Source organism: Streptomyces vastus (assembly GCF_039532825.1).
GTDB lineage: Bacteria > Actinomycetota > Actinomycetes > Streptomycetales > Streptomycetaceae > Streptomyces > Streptomyces vastus.
This window is the reverse complement of record NZ_BAAASJ010000122.1, coordinates 46,818-63,049: the sequence shown is the minus strand read 5'-3', so window position 1 is coordinate 63,049 and position 16,232 is coordinate 46,818. Positions and strand designations below refer to the sequence as shown.

The 16,232-nt window shown below is 70.2% G+C and carries 15 protein-coding genes and 2 pseudogenes; 11 read left to right on the top strand and 6 right to left on the bottom strand.

From position 1 onward, the window contains the following. Positions 1-19: 19 nt before the first annotated feature. From ABD357_RS41070 to ABD357_RS41035, 8 genes are all read left to right on the top strand, one after another. A complete protein-coding gene (locus tag ABD357_RS41070) occupies positions 20-784 on the top strand; it encodes an SDR family NAD(P)-dependent oxidoreductase (protein ID WP_344396594.1) in 765 nt (254 codons plus the stop codon). Positions 785-848: 64 nt separating this feature from the next. Continuing rightward, positions 849-1,616, top strand: a complete 768-nt coding sequence (locus tag ABD357_RS41065) for a crotonase/enoyl-CoA hydratase family protein (RefSeq protein ID WP_344396592.1) — start codon at positions 849-851, stop codon at positions 1,614-1,616. 7 nt (positions 1,617-1,623) lie between these two features. After that, positions 1,624-2,814: a CaiB/BaiF CoA transferase family protein gene (locus ABD357_RS41060; protein ID WP_344396590.1), complete on the top strand. Its 1,191-nt coding sequence runs from the start codon at positions 1,624-1,626 to the stop codon at positions 2,812-2,814. Positions 2,815-2,878: 64 nt separating this feature from the next. Further along, on the top strand, positions 2,879-4,642 hold the full coding sequence (locus ABD357_RS41055) for a class I adenylate-forming enzyme family protein (RefSeq protein ID WP_344396588.1): 1,764 nt from the start codon (positions 2,879-2,881) through the stop codon (positions 4,640-4,642). 1 nt (position 4,643) lies between these two features. Next, positions 4,644-5,813 carry a thiolase family protein gene (locus tag ABD357_RS41050; protein WP_344396586.1) on the top strand — a complete coding sequence of 390 codons (1,170 nt, stop codon included), beginning with the start codon at positions 4,644-4,646 and terminating at the stop codon, positions 5,811-5,813. Positions 5,814-5,916: 103 nt separating this feature from the next. Continuing rightward, on the top strand, positions 5,917-7,062 hold the full coding sequence (locus ABD357_RS41045) for an acyl-CoA dehydrogenase family protein (RefSeq protein WP_344396583.1): 1,146 nt from the start codon (positions 5,917-5,919) through the stop codon (positions 7,060-7,062). Between the two features lie 103 nt (positions 7,063-7,165). After that, entirely contained in the window at positions 7,166-7,624 is a 459-nt protein-coding gene (locus ABD357_RS41040) for an enoyl-CoA hydratase/isomerase family protein (protein WP_344396581.1), read from the top strand. Positions 7,625-7,762: 138 nt separating this feature from the next. Further along, positions 7,763-9,028: a CaiB/BaiF CoA transferase family protein gene (locus tag ABD357_RS41035; protein WP_425585216.1), complete on the top strand. Its 1,266-nt coding sequence runs from the start codon at positions 7,763-7,765 to the stop codon at positions 9,026-9,028. 286 nt (positions 9,029-9,314) lie between these two features. Here the strand turns inward: ABD357_RS41035 and ABD357_RS41030 are convergent, their stop codons facing one another. Both ABD357_RS41030 and ABD357_RS41025 read right to left on the bottom strand, forming a co-directional pair. Then, complete coding sequence (locus ABD357_RS41030) at positions 9,315-9,953, bottom strand: LPXTG cell wall anchor domain-containing protein (RefSeq protein ID WP_344396576.1); 639 nt, start codon at positions 9,951-9,953, stop codon at positions 9,315-9,317. Positions 9,954-10,176: 223 nt separating this feature from the next. After that, positions 10,177-10,565, bottom strand: a pseudogene (locus ABD357_RS41025) (transposase family protein); the annotation flags it as partial. Between ABD357_RS41025 and ABD357_RS41020 the strand changes: the two are divergent. Further along, positions 10,482-10,685 (top strand): hypothetical protein, encoded by a 204-nt coding sequence (locus ABD357_RS41020; protein ID WP_344396649.1) that lies wholly within the window; start codon positions 10,482-10,484, stop codon positions 10,683-10,685. The pseudogene ABD357_RS41025 and the gene ABD357_RS41020 sit on opposite strands and share 84 nt — an antisense overlap. Positions 10,686-10,729: 44 nt before the next feature. Here the strand turns inward: ABD357_RS41020 and ABD357_RS41015 are convergent, their stop codons facing one another. Then, the gene (locus tag ABD357_RS41015) at positions 10,730-11,194 is read right to left on the bottom strand and encodes a hypothetical protein (RefSeq protein ID WP_344396574.1); all 465 of its coding nucleotides are present in this window, start codon (positions 11,192-11,194) and stop codon (positions 10,730-10,732) included. Between the two features lie 428 nt (positions 11,195-11,622). On the opposite strand from ABD357_RS41015, the gene ABD357_RS41010 reads away from it, so the two are divergent. Then, positions 11,623-12,060: a hypothetical protein gene (locus tag ABD357_RS41010; RefSeq protein WP_344396571.1), complete on the top strand. Its 438-nt coding sequence runs from the start codon at positions 11,623-11,625 to the stop codon at positions 12,058-12,060. A 244-nt stretch (positions 12,061-12,304) separates the two neighbouring features. Here ABD357_RS41010 and ABD357_RS41005 read toward each other — a convergent pair whose 3' ends face one another. Then, on the bottom strand, positions 12,305-13,327 hold the full coding sequence (locus tag ABD357_RS41005; protein ID WP_344396569.1) for a glycoside hydrolase family 113 protein: 1,023 nt from the start codon (positions 13,325-13,327) through the stop codon (positions 12,305-12,307). 113 nt (positions 13,328-13,440) lie between these two features. On the opposite strand from ABD357_RS41005, the gene ABD357_RS41000 reads away from it, so the two are divergent. Beyond that, positions 13,441-14,055 carry a TetR/AcrR family transcriptional regulator gene (locus tag ABD357_RS41000; RefSeq protein WP_344396567.1) on the top strand — a complete coding sequence of 205 codons (615 nt, stop codon included), beginning with the start codon at positions 13,441-13,443 and terminating at the stop codon, positions 14,053-14,055. Between the two features lie 40 nt (positions 14,056-14,095). Here the strand turns inward: ABD357_RS41000 and ABD357_RS40995 are convergent, their stop codons facing one another. Next, positions 14,096-14,569 carry a transposase gene (locus ABD357_RS40995; protein ID WP_344396565.1) on the bottom strand — a complete coding sequence of 158 codons (474 nt, stop codon included), beginning with the start codon at positions 14,567-14,569 and terminating at the stop codon, positions 14,096-14,098. A 310-nt stretch (positions 14,570-14,879) separates the two neighbouring features. Beyond that, positions 14,880-15,680, bottom strand: a pseudogene (locus ABD357_RS40990) (ISL3 family transposase); the annotation flags it as partial. Positions 15,681-16,232 lie beyond the last annotated feature (552 nt).

The window sequence follows — 16,232 nt, the reverse complement described above, 5'->3', positions numbered from 1 at the left end:
TCGACCGACTGGAGCGTCCATGCAGACCAGCGGAATATCCGCAGTGGTGACCGGCGGAGCGTCGGGGCTCGGCCTGGCGACGGCACGGCGGCTGCTCAAGGCCGGCGCCCGCGTCACCATCGCGGACCTGCCCTCCTCGGACGGCGACCGCGCCGTCCGCGACCTCGGCCCCGAGGCCGTCTTCGTCCCCGCCGACGTGACCAGCACCGAGGACATGACCGCCGTCCTCGACACCGCCGAGCGGACAGGAGCGGTGCGCGCGGTCGTCCACTGCGCGGGCCGCGGCGGTCCGCTCCGCGTGGTCAACAAGGACGGCACCGCCGGTGATCTCGACCATTTCCGCGCCGTGGTCGACGTCAACCTGATCGGCACCTTCAACGTGCTCCGGCTCGCCGCCGCCCGCATGGCCTGCAACGAACCACTCGACGGGGACCGCGGAGTGGTGGTCATGACAGCGTCGGTCGCGGCGTTCGAGGGGCAGATCGGACAGACCCCGTACGCGGCGTCGAAAGCCGGAGTGGCCGGCCTCACCGTGTGTGCGGCCCGGGATCTGGCGAGCAAGAGCATCCGGGTCGTCACCATCGCGCCCGGCTTGTTCGACACACCGATGCTCGGCAGGAGGCCGAAGGAGAAGCTCGACGCGCTCGCTGCCGCGGTGCCGCACCCGCCGCGCCTCGGCGCGGCGGACGAGTACGCACAACTCGCCCTGCACATCATCGACAACCCGATGCTCAACGGAGAGACCATCCGCCTCGACGGCGCGATCCGCCTGGCCCCACGCTGAAGGCCGGCGCTCAACCGCTACTCCCCAACCGCGACCACCGCTTGGCCACCGTAAAGGAGCTTCCGTGGCAGACGAAGTAATGGTCGAGTACGGCGACGACGGCATCGCCGTCATCACCATCAACCGGCCCGAATCCCGCAACGCGGTCACCCGAGCCGTCGCGGAGGCGATCGGGTCCGCGCTGGATGAGCTGGACGAGCGTGACGACCTCGCGGTCGGCGTCATCACCGGCGCGGGCGGCACCTTCTGCGCCGGCATGGACCTCAAGGCGTTCCTGCGGGGCGAGCGCCCGCATGTGCCGGGGCGCGGTTTCGCCGGCCTCACCGAGACCCCGCCGCGCAAGCCGCTGATCGCCGCCGTCGAGGGCTACGCCGTGGCGGGCGGATGCGAGATCGCCCTCGCGAGTGATCTGGTCGTCGCCGCGGAGGACGCCAAGTTCGGGTTGCCCGAGGTCAAGCGCGGTCTGGTGGCGGTGGCCGGGGGACTGCTGCGACTGCCGGGCCGGATCCCGTACCAGATCGCGATGGAACTCGCTCTCACCGGCGATGTCCTCACCGCGGACCGGGCCCACCACTACGGACTGGTCAACCGGCTCACTCCACCCGGCGGCGCGCTGAAGGAGGCGAGGCTGCTGGCCTCCGCCATCGCCGCCAACGGTCCGCTCGCCGTACGGGTCACCAAACGTATCCTCGTGGAGTCTCCCGGCTGGCCACGTGACGAGCTGTTCGACCGTCAGAAGCCGATCACGGAGCTGGTGTTCAACTCGGATGACGCCCGGGAAGGCGCGTCGGCCTTCACCGAGAAGCGCGCTCCCGTCTGGCGAGGCCGGTGAGCGGCCGGTGAACGAAGAACAAGACCAGGAACGCGCGAACGGCGCCGTACCCGACGCGGCCCCGGGGCCGCTCACCGGGCTGCGGGTCGTCGAGCTCGGGGGCATCGGACCGGGGCCGTTCTGTGCGATGCTCCTCGCCGACGCCGGTGCGGACGTGATCCGTGTCGAGCGCCCGTCGGACGTGGCCGGCAGGCCCGATCCCGTCCTGCACCGGGGCCGGCGCTCGGCCGCCATCGACCTCAAGCACCCGGAAGGCGTCGGCGCCGTCCTCGACCTGGTGGCGGATGCCGATGTCCTCCTGGAAGGCTTCCGGCCGGGGGTGGCCGAACGGCTAGGCGTGGGCCCCGGCCCGTGCCTGGACCGCAACCCGCGCCTGGTCTACGGACGGATGACGGGATTCGGGCAGGACGGGCCGCTCGCGGCGCGGGCCGGGCACGACATCAATTACATCGCCCTGTCGGGGGCCCTGGGGGCCATCGGACCGGCCGACGGTCCGCCGGTCCTGCCGCTCAACCTGCTCGGCGACTTCGGCGGCGGTGGCGCACTGCTCGCCTTCGGTGTGCTGTGCGCGGTCGTGCAGGCAGGCGCCACCGGGAAAGGCCAGGTCGTGGACGCCGCCATGGTGGACGGGTCGGCTCAGCTGCTGGCCATGACCTACAGCCGTCTGCACCAGGGGCGGTGGACCGACCACCGGGGCGTCAACTACCTGGACGGCACAGCCCCGTTCTACGGCGTCTACCGCTGCCGCGACGGCGAGTACGTCGCCGTCGGCGCGATCGAGGCGCCCTTCTTCGCCACCCTCCTGGAACGGCTCGGCCTGGCTGCGGATGCCGACTTCACCCAACAGTGGGACCGTTCCCGCTGGCCGGTCATGCGGCGGCGCCTGGCGGAGGTCTTCGCCGCCCGGACCCGCGACGACTGGGCCGCCGTGTTCGCCGACGCCGACGCGTGCGTCACCCCCGTGCTGTCGCTGGTGGAGGCACCGCACCATCCTCACAACGCCGCACGCGGCACCTTCCTCACCGACGGCACCGGAGTCCTCCAGCCCGCCCCGGCCCCTCGGTTCGGCTCCTCCACCCCTCGCCGGCACGCCCACCCGGCCCCCCTTCCGGGCGAGCACACAGCGCAGGTCCTCGCCGAGACGGGCCGGAACCCCGAGCAGATCCAGAAGCTTTTCGACGCGGAGGTCGTGCGATGAACCGGCGTACGGCGCGAAAGCCCTGCATGGCCGGCCGCGGGCCGGCGCGGGAAGGGAGCGGCACATGACCGACTACTGGCCCGCGGGACTGCCTCGCCGTCTCGACTACCCCGATGTCCCGCTCGGCGCGGTGCTCGCCGGCTCGGCCCGCCGCTACCGTGACCGGGCGGCCATACGCGACGGCGACCAGGTTCTCACCTTCACCGGCCTGTACGAACAGGCTGCCGCGTTCGCACGCGGCCTCAGGGCGCGCGGCATACGGCAGGGTGACGTGGTCGCCCTTCACCTGCCGAACACCCTGTGGTTCGCCGTCGCCTACTACGGCATCATGCTCGCCGGCGCGACAGCCTGCCCGGCCAACCCCGCCCAGCCGGCCAGGGCCCTGCGCGCCCAGCTCGCCGACTGCTCCGCGGCGGCCGTGGTGACCCATCCGGAGCCGGCACCGGTGCTGGCCGAGGCGATCGACGGGCTGCCGGTCCGGCTGGTCGTCATCGTGCCGCCCAGCGAATCGGCCCCGGCCGACAGGCCGGAGGACTGCGCAAAGCTCTTCGGGAAGGCGGGCACCGCCCTGGAGGCCCTCGTCGCAGGCCAGAGCACCCACCCGCCAGAGGTGCTGGTCTCCACCGACTCCGTCGCCCAGTTCGGGTACACCGGCGGAACCACCGGAGCACCCAAGGGGGTGCGCATACTGCACCGCAACATCGTCGCCAACACCATCCAGGTCGCCTGCTGGCGCTCCGGGGCGCTCCCCGGGCTCGACAGCGAAGGCGGTGTGGTGCTGAACCCCTTGGAGACCTCCGGCGACTACGCCCTGGCACCGGGCAGCTACGCCACACTGTGCATCTCGCCCTTGTTTCACGCCCTTGGCCTGATCAGCCTCAACTTCTTCCTCCTGTGCGGCGCCACCACCATCCTGAGCGGCCGCTTCCATGCGGAGTCGTACCTGGACCAGGTGGAACGGCACCGGATCGCGTACATCCCCGGCGCCCCGGCGCTCTATCACGCCCTGCTGGCGACACCGGGCATCCGCACGCGGGACCTCAGCTCGGTCAAGGCCGTGGTGTCGGGCGGCGCCCCCATAGACACGCACTCGTTGGAGAAGCTGACAGAGGTCTTCCCCAACGCCGCCGTCATCGAGGGGTACGGCCTGACGGAGGCGACAGCAACCGTGTCCAGCGGCCCGATCGCGAAGGCCGGGCTGCGCAAGCCGGGCAGCCAGGGACTTCCCCTGTTCGACACCGAGCTGGAGATCAGGGACCCGCTGGATCCCGGCCGGAAGGTGCCGCCGGGCGAGCGCGGCGAGATCTGGATGCGGGGCCCTCAGGTGGCCTCGGGCTACCTCGGCCGCCCGGACGAGACCGCCGCGCAGTTCGTCGACGGCTGGCTGCGCACCGGCGACACCGGCCACCTCGACGCGGACGGCTTCCTGTACGTCTCCGGCAGATCAAAGGACATGCTCATCTACAAGGGCTACAACGTGTACCCGCGCGAGCTGGAGGACATCCTCGGCGGACACCCCGCAGTGCTCCAGGCATCGGTCGTCGGGAGGGCGGTGCCTGCTGTCGGCGAGGTCCCCGTCGCCTTCGTGGTCCCCGCCGCTGAGCCGCGCGCGATGGCCGAGGAGCTGATGGAGTACGTCGCGGAGCGCGTGACGCCGTACAAGCGGATCAGAGAGGTCCGTTTCGTCGACGAACTTCCCCTGTCCCCGGCCGGAAAGGTGCTGAAAACCGAGCTCCGCCGCCTGGCCCGGACGACTCGGGGCCCGGGCGAACCCCCCTCGGGCACACAGGAATCCAGCGCGCCGGACACGGCGGAAAGGCAGGTCTGACATGCGTGACGCGGTCATCGTGGACGCCGTCCGTACCCCCGTGGGCAAGCGGAACGGCTCGTTGAGCACTGTGCACCCGGTCGACCTGTCGGCGGTGGTGCTGCGCGCCCTCGCCGAACGCAACGACCTGGACCCGGCGTTGGTCGAGGACGTGCTGTGGGGCTGCGTCTCGCAGACCGGTGAGCAGGCCGGCTGCGTCGGCCGTTTCGCCGTCTTGGCCGCCGGATGGCCCGAGGAAGTGCCGGGCGTCACCATCGACCGGCAGTGCGGATCCTCGCAGCAGGCGGCGCAGTTCGCCGCCGCGGGAGTGATGAGCGGTCAGTACGACATCGTGGTCGCGGGCGGCGTGGAGTCGATGAGCCGCGTACCGCTGGGCTCCGGCCGCGAGCGGGGCCCAGGCGAACCCTTCGGCCCGGCCGTACGGGCACGGTACGGCGTCTCACGGTTCAGCCAGGGGCTGGGCGCGGAGGAGATCGCGCGGCGCTGGCGACTGAGCCGCGAGCAGCTCGACGCGTACAGCCTCCGGTCGCACGCCAACGCGGCGGCCGCGATCGACGAGGGGCGGTTCAAGTCCCAGATCGTGCCGGTGGATGTGACGGATGAGGACGGTTCCGTACGCACCGTCGACACGGACGAGGGAGTACGGCGGGGCGGCACGGCCGCCACGATGGCGGGTCTGAAGCCCGCTTTCACCGAGGACGGCGTGGTCACGGCGGGCAACTCCTCGCAGATATCGGACGGTGCCTCGGCGCTGTTGGTCATGAGCGGCGAGAAGGCGCGTGAACTCGGTCTGCGCCCGATCGCCCGCTTCCACTCCTTCGCCGTCGTCGGAGTCGACCCCGTGACGATGCTGACCGGCCCCATCCCGGCCACCGAGAAGGTCCTGAAGCGCGCGGGTCTGGGCATCGAGGACATCGGAGCCTTCGAGATCAACGAGGCGTTCGCCAGCGTGACCTGCGCCTGGCTCGCCGAGACCGGCGCCGATCCGGACCGGCTCAATCCCGACGGCGGCGCCATCGCGCTCGGCCATCCCCTGGGAGCCTCCGGCGCCCGGCTGACCACGACGCTGCTCCACCACATGCGAGCCACCGGCGTCCGCTACGGCCTGCAGTCGATGTGCGAGGGCGGCGGCATGGCGAACGCCACCGTCCTGGAACTCCTTCCCCGCTGAGCCCGAGCAAGCCGGAGCCGCCGGAGCGGCCAAGCGGCCCAAGCGGCCCAAGCCCTGGGGCCCGCTCGACAAGGCGCCCACAACCGAGGAGTGCGAAAAGCCAATGGAACCAGACGAGTTCGACGCCGTTCTGGCGGCGGTGCGGGCCTTCGTGCGCGAGAAGGTCGTCCCGCGCGAGAACGAGATCGAGGAGAAGGACGAGATCCCGGCGGACCTCCGCGAGAAGGCCGCGGCCATGGGCCTGTTCGGCTACGCACTGCCCCAGGAGTACGGCGGCCTTGGCTTCTCCATGACGGAGGACGTACGCCTCTCCCTGGAGATCGGCTACACCACGCCCGCGTTCCGTTCGATGTTCAGCATCAACAACGGGGTCGCCGGCCAGCTCCTGGCGAGTTCCGGCACCGAGGAGCAGAAGCGGCGCTATCTGCCGCGGATGGCCGCCGGGGAGTTGATCGCGGCGTTCACGCTCACGGAGGCGGAGGCGGGCTCGGACCCCAGCGGTATCCGGACCCGTGCCGTACGCGACGGGGACGGCTACGTCCTGAACGGCAGCAAGCGGTTCATCACCAATGCCCCGCTCGCCGGTGTCTTCATGGTGTTCGCCCGCACCGGGCCGCAGAGCACGGGAGCCGAGGGGATCTCCGTCTTCGCCGTCGACGCGGACAGCCCCGGCGTCACCGTGGGACCGAGGGACCACAAGATGGGCCAGTCGGGGGCCTTGAGCGCGGAGGTCTTCTTCGACGACGTACGCCTTCCGGCGAGTGCCCTCGTCGGAGAACGCGAGGAAGAGGGATTCCGCACCGCCATGCGGTCGCTGGCGAGGGGACGTCTGAGCGTCGCGGCGATGTGTGTGGGGCTGGCCGGGCGCATCCTGGACGAAAGCGTCGCGCACGCCTCGGTCACCCGGCAGGGCGGACGTCCCATCGGCGAGTTCCAGCTCGTCCAGGCCATGCTCGCCGAGTCGCACGCCGAAATGTATGCGGGCCGCGCCATGGTCCTTGAGGCGGCCCGCGCGTACGACTCGGGCGAGGACCGCAGGCTGGCGCCGTCCTCCACGAAACTGTTCTGCAGCGAGATGGTGGGCCGGGTGGCCGACCGTGCCGTCCAGATACACGGGGGCATGGGATACATGCGCCACGTTCCCGTCGAGCGCTTCTACCGGGACGTGCGGCTGTTCCGCATCTACGAGGGGACGAGCGAGATCCAGAAGCTCATCGTGGGCAGGCAGTTGCTGCGGGAGCACGCGTGACGGGCGGAGCGGGCGGCTCCCTGAGCGAGGCGCGCGAGGCCACCGGGCCGTACGGGGAAGGCGACCGGCCGTCGCTGTGCGGTCGTGGGCCGGCCGGGCCGCCATGAGCGACCGGACCCCAGGCGCGGCCGTGCTCGTGGAGGACACGGGCCGGTACGGGTGCGCCTTCGGCAGGATCGGGCTGATCGCGGACGCCGGACTTCTCTGGTCGCTGCCGGCGCGGGCCGGGCTGGGCACGGCGAAGCGCCTGCTGCTGTTCGGCGACGTCCTGGACGCGGGGGAGGCGGCCGCGCTCGGGCTGGCCGACGCCCTCTGCGAGCCCGGATCCGCACGGCACAAAGCGGTACGGCCGGCCGGGCGGCTCACCGAAGGCGCTCCGTCCTCCAGCGCGGAGACCAAGCGGATCCTGTCCTGGCCCGCGGAACTCGACGCCGTACTCGCCGAGGAGGTACGGGCGCAGCCGCACCTGCCGGCCGGTGCGGACTTCGCCGAGGGCAGCAGCGCGTTCTTGGCCGGACGCGCTCCGCGGTTCACCGGACCGACCACAACGGAGCGGGCATGAGGCGGGCGGCGCGGACCACAGCACCGACGCGCCTGGCGCAGCAGGCACGACAAGGTCGAGGAGAAACCTATGGCGAGGCCCGGCGTTCCTTCCCGGACCCCGAAGGGTGATGGGGTGAACGTGGCAGACACCGAGCGGATGGCAGACACCGAGAGGGCAGAACGCTCCGACCCGAGGCGAACCGCTCGTGACGCGGCCAAGCCGGCCGGGCCACTGGCGGGCATCACGGTGGTGTCCCTGGAGCAGGCGGTGGCGGCTCCCATCTGCACCCGCACCCTCGGTGACTTCGGGGCTCGGGTGATCAAGGTGGAGAACCCGGAAGGCGGTGACTTCGCCCGGCACTACGACGACGTGGTGGGCGGCATGGCGGCGCACTTCGTATGGGTAAACCGGGGCAAGGAGTCGGTCACGCTGAACCTGAAGGATCCGGCCGGGATGGAGGTACTCCACCGGTTGCTCGACCGCGCCGATGTGATGGTCTCCAATCTTGCTCCCGGTGCCACGGCGAGGCTCGGTATCGCGCCCGCCGACCTGGCCGTCAGCCACCCGGAACTCATAGCCGTGGAGATCGACGGCTACGGGCCGGGAGGCCCGCTGTCCCACAAGCGTGCTTACGATCTGCTGGCCCAGGCGGAGTCGGGCGCATGCGCGATGACGGGCTTTCCCGGTGCGCCGGCCAAGCCCGGTCCGCCGATGGCCGACGTGTGCACCGGCCTGTATGCCGCGTTGTCGGTTCTGGCGCTGCTCTGCGGCAAGGAGCGTGGCCATGGTCGCGGCGCCGCCGCGGTCGCGGTGAGCCTGTTCGACACGATGACGGAGTTGATGGGGTATCAGCTCACCTACACGCTGCACACGGGTGTGGACCAACAGCCGGTCGGCATGGGCTCGCCCGCGGTGGCGCCGTACGGCGCCTACCGCACAGCGGACGGCCAGACCGTCGTCCTGGGCACGACGAACGACCGCGAATGGCGGCGATTCGCGCGTGACCTGCTCGGCCGGCCCGACCTGGCCGACGACGAACGCTTTCGTACCACCTCGGGTCGGGCTGAGCACCGTGAGTTCCTGGACGCGGAGATCGCCGACTGGTGCGCACGCCATGACCTGACGCGGGTGCAGAGCGACGCGGATGCCGCAGGGATCGGGAATGCCCGGTTCAACACACCGAGCGAGGTCATAGCCCATCCACACCTGATGGCCCGCGACCGGTGGCGCCGGATCGACACACCTCACGGTCAGGTACCCGCTCTGCTTCCACCTCCGGTCATCGCCGGCTACGAGCCACCGATGGGTGGGATCCCCGCACTCGGTCAGCACACCGAAGCCTTGCTCACCGAACTCGGCGTCACCGAGGACGACATCGCCGTGCTGCGCGCACAAGGCGCGGTGGCCCCGGCGCCTCGCTGAGGTGCCGGATCCATGCCTCGACGGCGCCATCGGCATGACCGTCGGGCAGGGTGGATTCACGGGTCAGTCGTCGGCTTATGAAGTCGATCAGGAACTCCTCGACGCCCAGCCGATACTCAGGCAGACCGTCACCATCCGGGACGCCTACCCCGACCCGATCTCCTACCTCCCAGACCGTCAACGGCGTCGCGGCCGGCCTGCGCAACACCGGCTGACTGTCGTCTGGGCGTGACGGTGCCCCCGTGCTGCGTACGTTCGAACACGGGGGCACCGCCTTGTCAGAAGGTCAGCCCTTCGATGCCCTGCGGCGGCGGAACACCAGGTAGCCGCCCGCGCCCAGCAGCGCTGCCGCGGCCGCCGAGATCAGGCCGACCGGAGCGCCACTGCCGGTCTCGGCGAGATCCCCGCCGTCCTGCGCGGACGGGGACGACGCCGCCCCCTGGACGGCAGGAGACCCGGAGGCGGCCGGGGCGGAGTCCGCGGAGCCCGTGGAGTCCTCCGCCGACTCCTCGCAGTCCGTCCAGAACACCTTGTGCTTCGCGGCGCCCTTCTCACCGTCGAAGTTCCAGAACAGCTTGTAGTGGCCGTCCGGCAGCGACAGTTCCTGCGTACGGCCGTGCCCCTCGGCATCGAGCGACAGCGAACCCGACTCGGCCGTCTCGCCCTTGACGTCGGCGGTCGGAGCCCAGGCCTCGATGTGCCAGTCGACCTGCTGGCCGCCGTCGAAGCCGAAGCCGTCGAGGTAGAAGGTGCAGACGTGCGGCTCGTTCTTGCGGAGTTCCTCGCCGGTGCCGGCGTCATGGATCTTCACGGTGCCGTTGTCGCCGAGGACCTCGGCAGTGGGGGCGGCGTGCGCGGCGGGGGCGGTCAGCAGCGCGGCTGCCGCGGCGACGGCGAGGGAGCCGGCGCGAGGGAGGGTGCGCATGGGCAGTCCATCTTCGAGTAGTGACACGGAAGATGTGGAGGGGGCGGCTCAGCTTCCCGTTCCGCCCGACCACGGTCAAGCACCAGAACGTCAGCCGCGTTCCATCAGTAACGTATCGCCCCCTTAGTCCGGGATAACGATCCGAGAACGTACAGATCTTCCATAGACGTGAAGGCGAACCAGAACGCTCCGAGAGCCACGAAAGCCGCCGTGACAAGCGTCAACCCCGCGCCGCCGAGCGCCCACGCATGACCCACGCCTTGCAGTCGTTGCGGTCCCCGGGCAGGGGCCGGCCCACCACGACGACCAGGCGGGTGTCGGCATCGATGACGGCCTGGTGATTGGTCGAGTACCGGTAGTTCTTCGACTGCGCGGCGATGGTGTGGTCCCGGGTCGGGCCCAGGGTGCCGTCCACGATGAGCACGGCGTCCTTCGCGAACCGCTTGCATGGCTGCAGCGCGAGTTGGGGTCCGGGGGGTCGATCACTCGGGCGGCGGCCGACTTCGACACCCCTAACGGTGGGACCAGTTGGCGCAGCGTCAGGTGCGTCCGCCAGTACGCAGCAACGAGCAGCCCCCGGTCGGCAAGCGGCAGTTTCCACGGCCGGCCTCGGCCCGACGCAAGGTGCTGGAATGGCTCACCGCGAAGATGCCGAAGGTGGCACTCGCGCTGGCGGGCGTGGGGACGTTGGTGATGCTGCTCGTATCCGCCGCGGTGCTCTTCCAGCGCTGATGCCGCCGCCGGTCTTCGTCCCCAGTTCGCGCGGGACCACGGCATCAGCCGGCGTCCGCCCCGAGGTCGATGCGCATTGCCGCCCGCAGGCGCGTCAGCGCGTCCTCGTACCGGCCTCTTCCCTGCGCGTAGACGTTGCTGTCCGACAGGGCACCCTCGCCCGCCAAGTCCCGGACATCACGAAGCCGGCGGAAGGCGTCCTCGGATGCCTCCACCACGGCTGGCGGGGCGGTGATCGTCATTTGGTAGCGGAGCCCGTAGCACGGGGCGAAACACTCGCGTGCGGCAACGGCGCGGTCCTGCACTGAAAGGGCCGTGTCGCGGGCCAGACTGCGGAATCCGTTGCGCGCCTCGGACAAGCACGCCAGATACTCCCCGTAAAGGACCCTCCGTACGGTCGTCTCGCGCTCCCGGCTCTCGCGGCGCCAGCGGCCGCGCTCGAGAAAAGCCGCGGATGCGGTGGCGATGACGGCACCCACGCCTGCACTGACCAAGGTCATCCACTCCATGGCCCGAGTCTGGCCACTGCGCGGGGAGTTGACACCGCCGGGCAGCCTCGGCGCCGCCGCACCACGACGGACACGACGGACCGTCCCGGGCCCCAGATAGTTCAGGAAGCCACCTCGCGCGCCGTTGGACGTTCAGGGACTGGAGGTGCCGGTGGCTTCTGCTGGCAGGGGCGCGGGTACGGGGCTGGAGTGCTTGCGGGCAGGGGGATTTCGTCCAGGCGCAGCGGCTGCGGGCCATCCGGACCCTGCAGAGCGAAGCGCAGATTGCGCTTGTCGTCCACCTCCTGCCGGAGTGTCTCCGACAGCCCGCGGGAGAGCCCGCAGGCGCGGATAGGGTGCCTGGCGGGCACGGCCGATACCGGGCCCGCTCGGGTGAGTGTGCGCTGCATCGGTGCGGTGCGGGGCCACCGCACGCACGAGGTCCGCCTGTGACGCGGTGCTGCTGTGCTGAGGAGACCGGCCTGAACTTCGACACGGACGCCGTCCTGCGCCAGCCGACCGAGTCCAGCGAGGTGCGGCTGTTCGAGCTCGACAACGGCACCTGTCCCAGGCCCGCTCGCCAAGAAGGTCTGGGACTACGAGCGTTATGCCGGGAACCGCATCTGGGAAGGTGTCAGCGGCGCCAACGGCAAGACGTACGCCTTCTGGCAGCGCTACCGCTACATCCGCAGCGACGGTTCCCCACCCCGCCCGAGGTCCTGGCGGGCAGGCCCGAGCACCTGCTCGACAACCGCCTGGAGGCGCTCGCCTGGGACGTGCGCGCCATCACGCTGTCCGCCCTGAAGTGCGGCGGGCCGTGGCACGAGATCGGTGTGGACGACCCGTCCCCTCGCAGGGAGCGCTACTCGGAACCGGTCAGCCGCTGACCTCAGGTCACATACCGGGCCACCGTGTGGTGGTCGACGCCGGTCAGCACGGCCGCGGCGCGGTAACTGCCCGTGTGGTCGTACGCCTCAAGGATCTCCATGATCTCCCTGCTGTTCTTCACCCGCCCGAGCCTCGCCGAGCGGCATGCGTACATAGCGAGCGGGGAGATATCTGGCCGTACGTGGGGAATCCCGTGGGCTCTGATCCACTTCTTGTGGGGGCCGTTGCGGAGTGTCGCGATGCTCAGTGCTCGCGGTGGTATTCGGCGACGGCGCTGAACGCGGCCTTGGGCTCCCACGGCATGTCGGGGTAGGCGTACCCGTGGCCGTCCTCGAGGACCCTGACGATGCCGTAGCTGGCCAGGTCCAGGTCGTCGCGGGAGCCGCCGTCGGGGCGGTGCGGATGGGAGTGCAGCGCGAAGAGGAACACGAACGTCGTATCGACGCCCTCGGCGTCGAAAACCTCCAGAAGTTCGCGCAGATACGCGGCCTGCGCCGCCTCATCGCGGGTGTACTCGCCGTTCAGCCGGAGCGGCTTGCCGCTGTCCGGGTCATTCTCGACAATCTCCAGGCCGCGGGCACCGGCGGCGCCCGCGCCGCGGTAGGTGGCCGAGCCGAACTCGGTGATCGCGACCGGCTTGCCCTGCGCGACCAGGGTGCGGACGCCGTCGGCAAACTGGTCGGCAATCTCGGCGGATCGATACAGGTCCAGGGACACGAGGTCGAAGGGGGTCCAGTCCACGCGGTCCAGTGGCACGGCGGCGTAAGTGATGGGGCCGCCGAAGCGTTCGCGGACCACGACTGTTGCCTTGCCCAGGAAGTCGTTGACCCGTCTGCTGACCGCGCCGATGTGCTCGCGTAGCCGGTCCGGCCGGCTCAGCAGCGCCAGGCGCTCGTCGAAGGTGTCGCCGGGCAGGAAGCCGAGGTTCATGATGCTCATCTCGGCGCCGGTGACGAACACGACCTCGACACCGCGCCGCCGCAGGCGCTCGGCCCGGTCGGCGCAGTCGGCGAACAACGCCAGCATCTCCTCGGCGGTCTGTTCCAGAGGGTACGGCGAGAACCACACCTCCAAGCCAAGGTCTGCGGCGAGTCCGGCGGCCTGCTCCAGCCGGTCGGGGTCGCCGCCGACGACACGGACCGCGGTGCAGTGCAGGTCGTCGCGGATGATGCGTAGTTCACGCTCGACCACCGCAGGGTCGACGTGCTCGCGGGAGAGCCCGCCGCGGATGAAGCCGGTGTCGTAGGTGATGCCATTGGCGCGCATACTACGGCTCCCCTCGATCATTATTTAGGTACTTGACGTACCCTACTTGCCGATGTGACAAGGTCAAGGCCACCATGGGAGGGAACGATTGGTACCGGTAGCGGGAAGGGTCCATGGCGGAGGCTTCGACGAGACAGGCGGGAGCCGGACAGACGCGACGCCGCGGCGCGGCTCTGGCAGACGCGATCCTTAAGGCGGCCGTCGACGAGCTCACCGAGTCCGGATACGCCGGGCTGACGATGGACCAGGTCGCCAAGCGCGCCGGCACCAACAAGAACGCCATTTACCGGCGCTGGCCGAACCGCCTGGCCCTTGGGGCCGCCGCCTACCGGCAGATGACTACGACCGTCCAGCCGCCCGACACCGGCAGCCTGCGCGGCGACGCCCTGGAACTGCTGCGCGCGGCGAACCGGCACTGGAGTTCCCCGCTCGGCGCGATCCTGCGGGACCTGATGGCCGCCGCCGGCGGCGCGTCAGAGTTCCTCGCCCAGTTGCCGGGGCAGTCCACCGACGCCGTGACCGCCACCTGGCTGACTGTCCTGGGGCGCGCGGTCGCTCGCGGCGAGGCCGCGCCGGAGGTGCTGCACCCCCGGGTCGCCACAGCGGCGATCGTCCTGCTCCGCAACGAGTTTGTCGTGCGCGGCGTCCCCACTGCGCCGGACGAGGTTCTCGTCGAGATCGTCGACGAGGTGTACCTGCCGCTGGTACGCGGCCGCGGCACGGGCTGACGGGCTGGCGACGGCGTGAGCGGCTGTTGCCGGGAATGCCTCAGTCAGCGAGGAGTATCTGCAGGCGGAGAAGGTCGAATCCGGCGCGACCATATCCGTCCCTTTTGATCCGTTTCACCCTATTAACGTTGCCCTCGACCTTGCCGGAGCTCCACTCCAGGGTGAGTCCGGCGGCGACGGCGTCGAAGTCCTGGCGCAGGCCGCGGGCCAGGCTGCGCAGAGGCTTGAAGCCGGTGTTCTCTGCGCTGGTGAGCCAGTCGGCCAGGTCGCTGCCGCGGCGCTCGGTCATCATCGTGGCGAAGGAGCGGACGCACGCGGCGACGGCGTCCAGCTCGGGGCAGCGGGACAGCAGCTTCTTGAGCTTGAGTGTGCTGCTCTCTTCCAGGTGGTCCGGGTGCGAGGTGATCAGCCAGGTGGCCTTGCGGACGGTCAGCTCGTCCGGCTTGTCGGGTGCGGGCTTGCCGCTGGCTCGGATGTCTTGCAGGTGGCGGCGGACGGTTGCGCCCGCTGCCACGGTAGCCGCGCTCGCGGATCTCCGTGCACAGTCGGGCAGCGTCCGTGCAGCCCTCGTTCCACCGCTGGTACAGATGGGACAGGTAGGGGTGGATGCGCCCGCCCCGTCGTGCGCCGGTCCCTGAGGGCGGAACCTCGTCGGGGGTGGCGGCGTACGCGTAGCGGCGCACTGTCTTACGGTCCAAGCCGAGGGTCTCGGCGATCACCTGGATCTGCACGCCCTTGTCGTACAGGGCGTGCACGGCGGCGTGGCGCTCGCGGCGTTGTATGGCGCGCAGCCCTTCCATCGGCGCCGGCACCTCCTGCTCCACCGCCTCGGAGGACGGCGCGGTGGCGTCCGGTGTCGGCTCGCCGGTGGGCTTGGTCAGGCAACTGCGGTGAGTGGCAACGCATTTTTCGACCGCCTCGCACAGGTTCTTCCACAAATGGAACCTGTCCGCCACTTGTATCGCGTCGGGACAGGCGGTGCGCACGGCCTCGGCGTAGGCGCTGGCCCGGTCCCTGCAGACGATCTCCGCTCCAGGGTGCGCACGCAGCCAGGCGGCGAGGGTGTCCGCAGTGCGGTCGGGAAGGACGTCCACTCGCTCCCCGGTCTCCACGTCCAAGATGATCGTCCCGTAGACGTGGCCCTTCTTCAGAGCGAAATCGTCCACACCCAGGACCCGCGGTGCAGCGCCCACGTGCTTGTCCGGAAGTCTTCGCACCAGCCTGAGCAGGGAGTTCGCGCTCGTCGGTACCGAAAGATGCGCGGCCAGCCGGGCTGCCGGGCGCCCGGCCAGGGCCAGCGCGATCTTCTCCAGCGCGCGGCGTAGAGACGGTGTGCGCCGCGCAAACCGCTCGGTGAGACCGTCCACCTGCTCGACGAAGGTGCGGCGATCGCACTCCGCTACCGGGCACAGGAACCGTCGCACCGCCAAGTCGATGACGACTTTCTGCCCGGCCACCGCGAGGTCGGCCAGGCGCCGCCGGTAGCCACCGTGGACGCGGCCGGACACCGCGCCGCATCCGGGGCAGGCTGCCTCCCGGGTCACCGTCCGCGCGGCGAGGGCCACCGCCTCGTCGTCCACCGTGACCTCCTCGACCACCACGGGTGCCAGATGGGAGAAGGCCATCAAGAACACGCTGCAATTACACGGACGGCCATCCTTGCAGCTCCATGTGACGCCGCGTCACCGCCCCACAAGAAGTGGATCAGAGCCATCCCGTGGGCTCTTCCAAGATTTCCGTGAAGCGGGTCCATGCCTCTGTGCGCCCGTGACGCTCCGTCACGACGGCATGGACACTCGGGGCGTGTGAAGAGCTGCTGAAGTCCCTGCTGCCGCACCTGGGCGGGGTGCTGGTGGAGGAAGTGTAGTCATGCCAACTCGGAAGGCCGATAACCCCGTTGTGGGGCTACGAAGACGGTAATGCGGTGCGGCCGGGCTCGGGATCTGCGCGGCCTGGAGAATCTCCTGCCGCTCGGCCTGTTGCAGTGCGCGTTCCTGTTCCCAATGCTGTTCCCGCCCCGCGACACCTACGTCGGCTGGCAGCACCACTGTGGCTCACCGCATCGGTTGGCGCGTTCGGCCAACTGGAACGCTCGGCGCTCCCTCTGTTCCAGGCCTGCGAAGTCCCGGGGGGGCGAACACGTCGAAGCAGTTAAATTCATAATATTTAGAGGTAAT

Bases quoted from the DNA above. Each gene is read 5' to 3' on its own strand.
- ABD357_RS41070 (WP_344396594.1), top strand. From the start codon at position 20: ATGCAGACCAGCGGAATATCCGCAGTGGTGACCGGCGGAGCGTCGGGG.
- ABD357_RS41055 (WP_344396588.1), top strand. From the start codon at position 2,879: ATGACCGACTACTGGCCCGCGGGACTGCCTCGCCGTCTCGACTACCCC.
- ABD357_RS41050 (WP_344396586.1), top strand. From the start codon at position 4,644: ATGCGTGACGCGGTCATCGTGGACGCCGTCCGTACCCCCGTGGGCAAG.
- ABD357_RS41045 (WP_344396583.1), top strand. From the start codon at position 5,917: ATGGAACCAGACGAGTTCGACGCCGTTCTGGCGGCGGTGCGGGCCTTC.
- ABD357_RS41040 (WP_344396581.1), top strand. From the start codon at position 7,166: ATGAGCGACCGGACCCCAGGCGCGGCCGTGCTCGTGGAGGACACGGGC.
- ABD357_RS41035 (WP_425585216.1), top strand. From the start codon at position 7,763: ATGGCAGACACCGAGAGGGCAGAACGCTCCGACCCGAGGCGAACCGCT.
- ABD357_RS41030 (WP_344396576.1), bottom strand. From the start codon at position 9,953: ATGCGCACCCTCCCTCGCGCCGGCTCCCTCGCCGTCGCCGCGGCAGCC.
- ABD357_RS41015 (WP_344396574.1), bottom strand. From the start codon at position 11,194: ATGGAGTGGATGACCTTGGTCAGTGCAGGCGTGGGTGCCGTCATCGCC.
- ABD357_RS41005 (WP_344396569.1), bottom strand. From the start codon at position 13,327: ATGCGCGCCAATGGCATCACCTACGACACCGGCTTCATCCGCGGCGGG.
- ABD357_RS41000 (WP_344396567.1), top strand. From the start codon at position 13,441: ATGGCGGAGGCTTCGACGAGACAGGCGGGAGCCGGACAGACGCGACGC.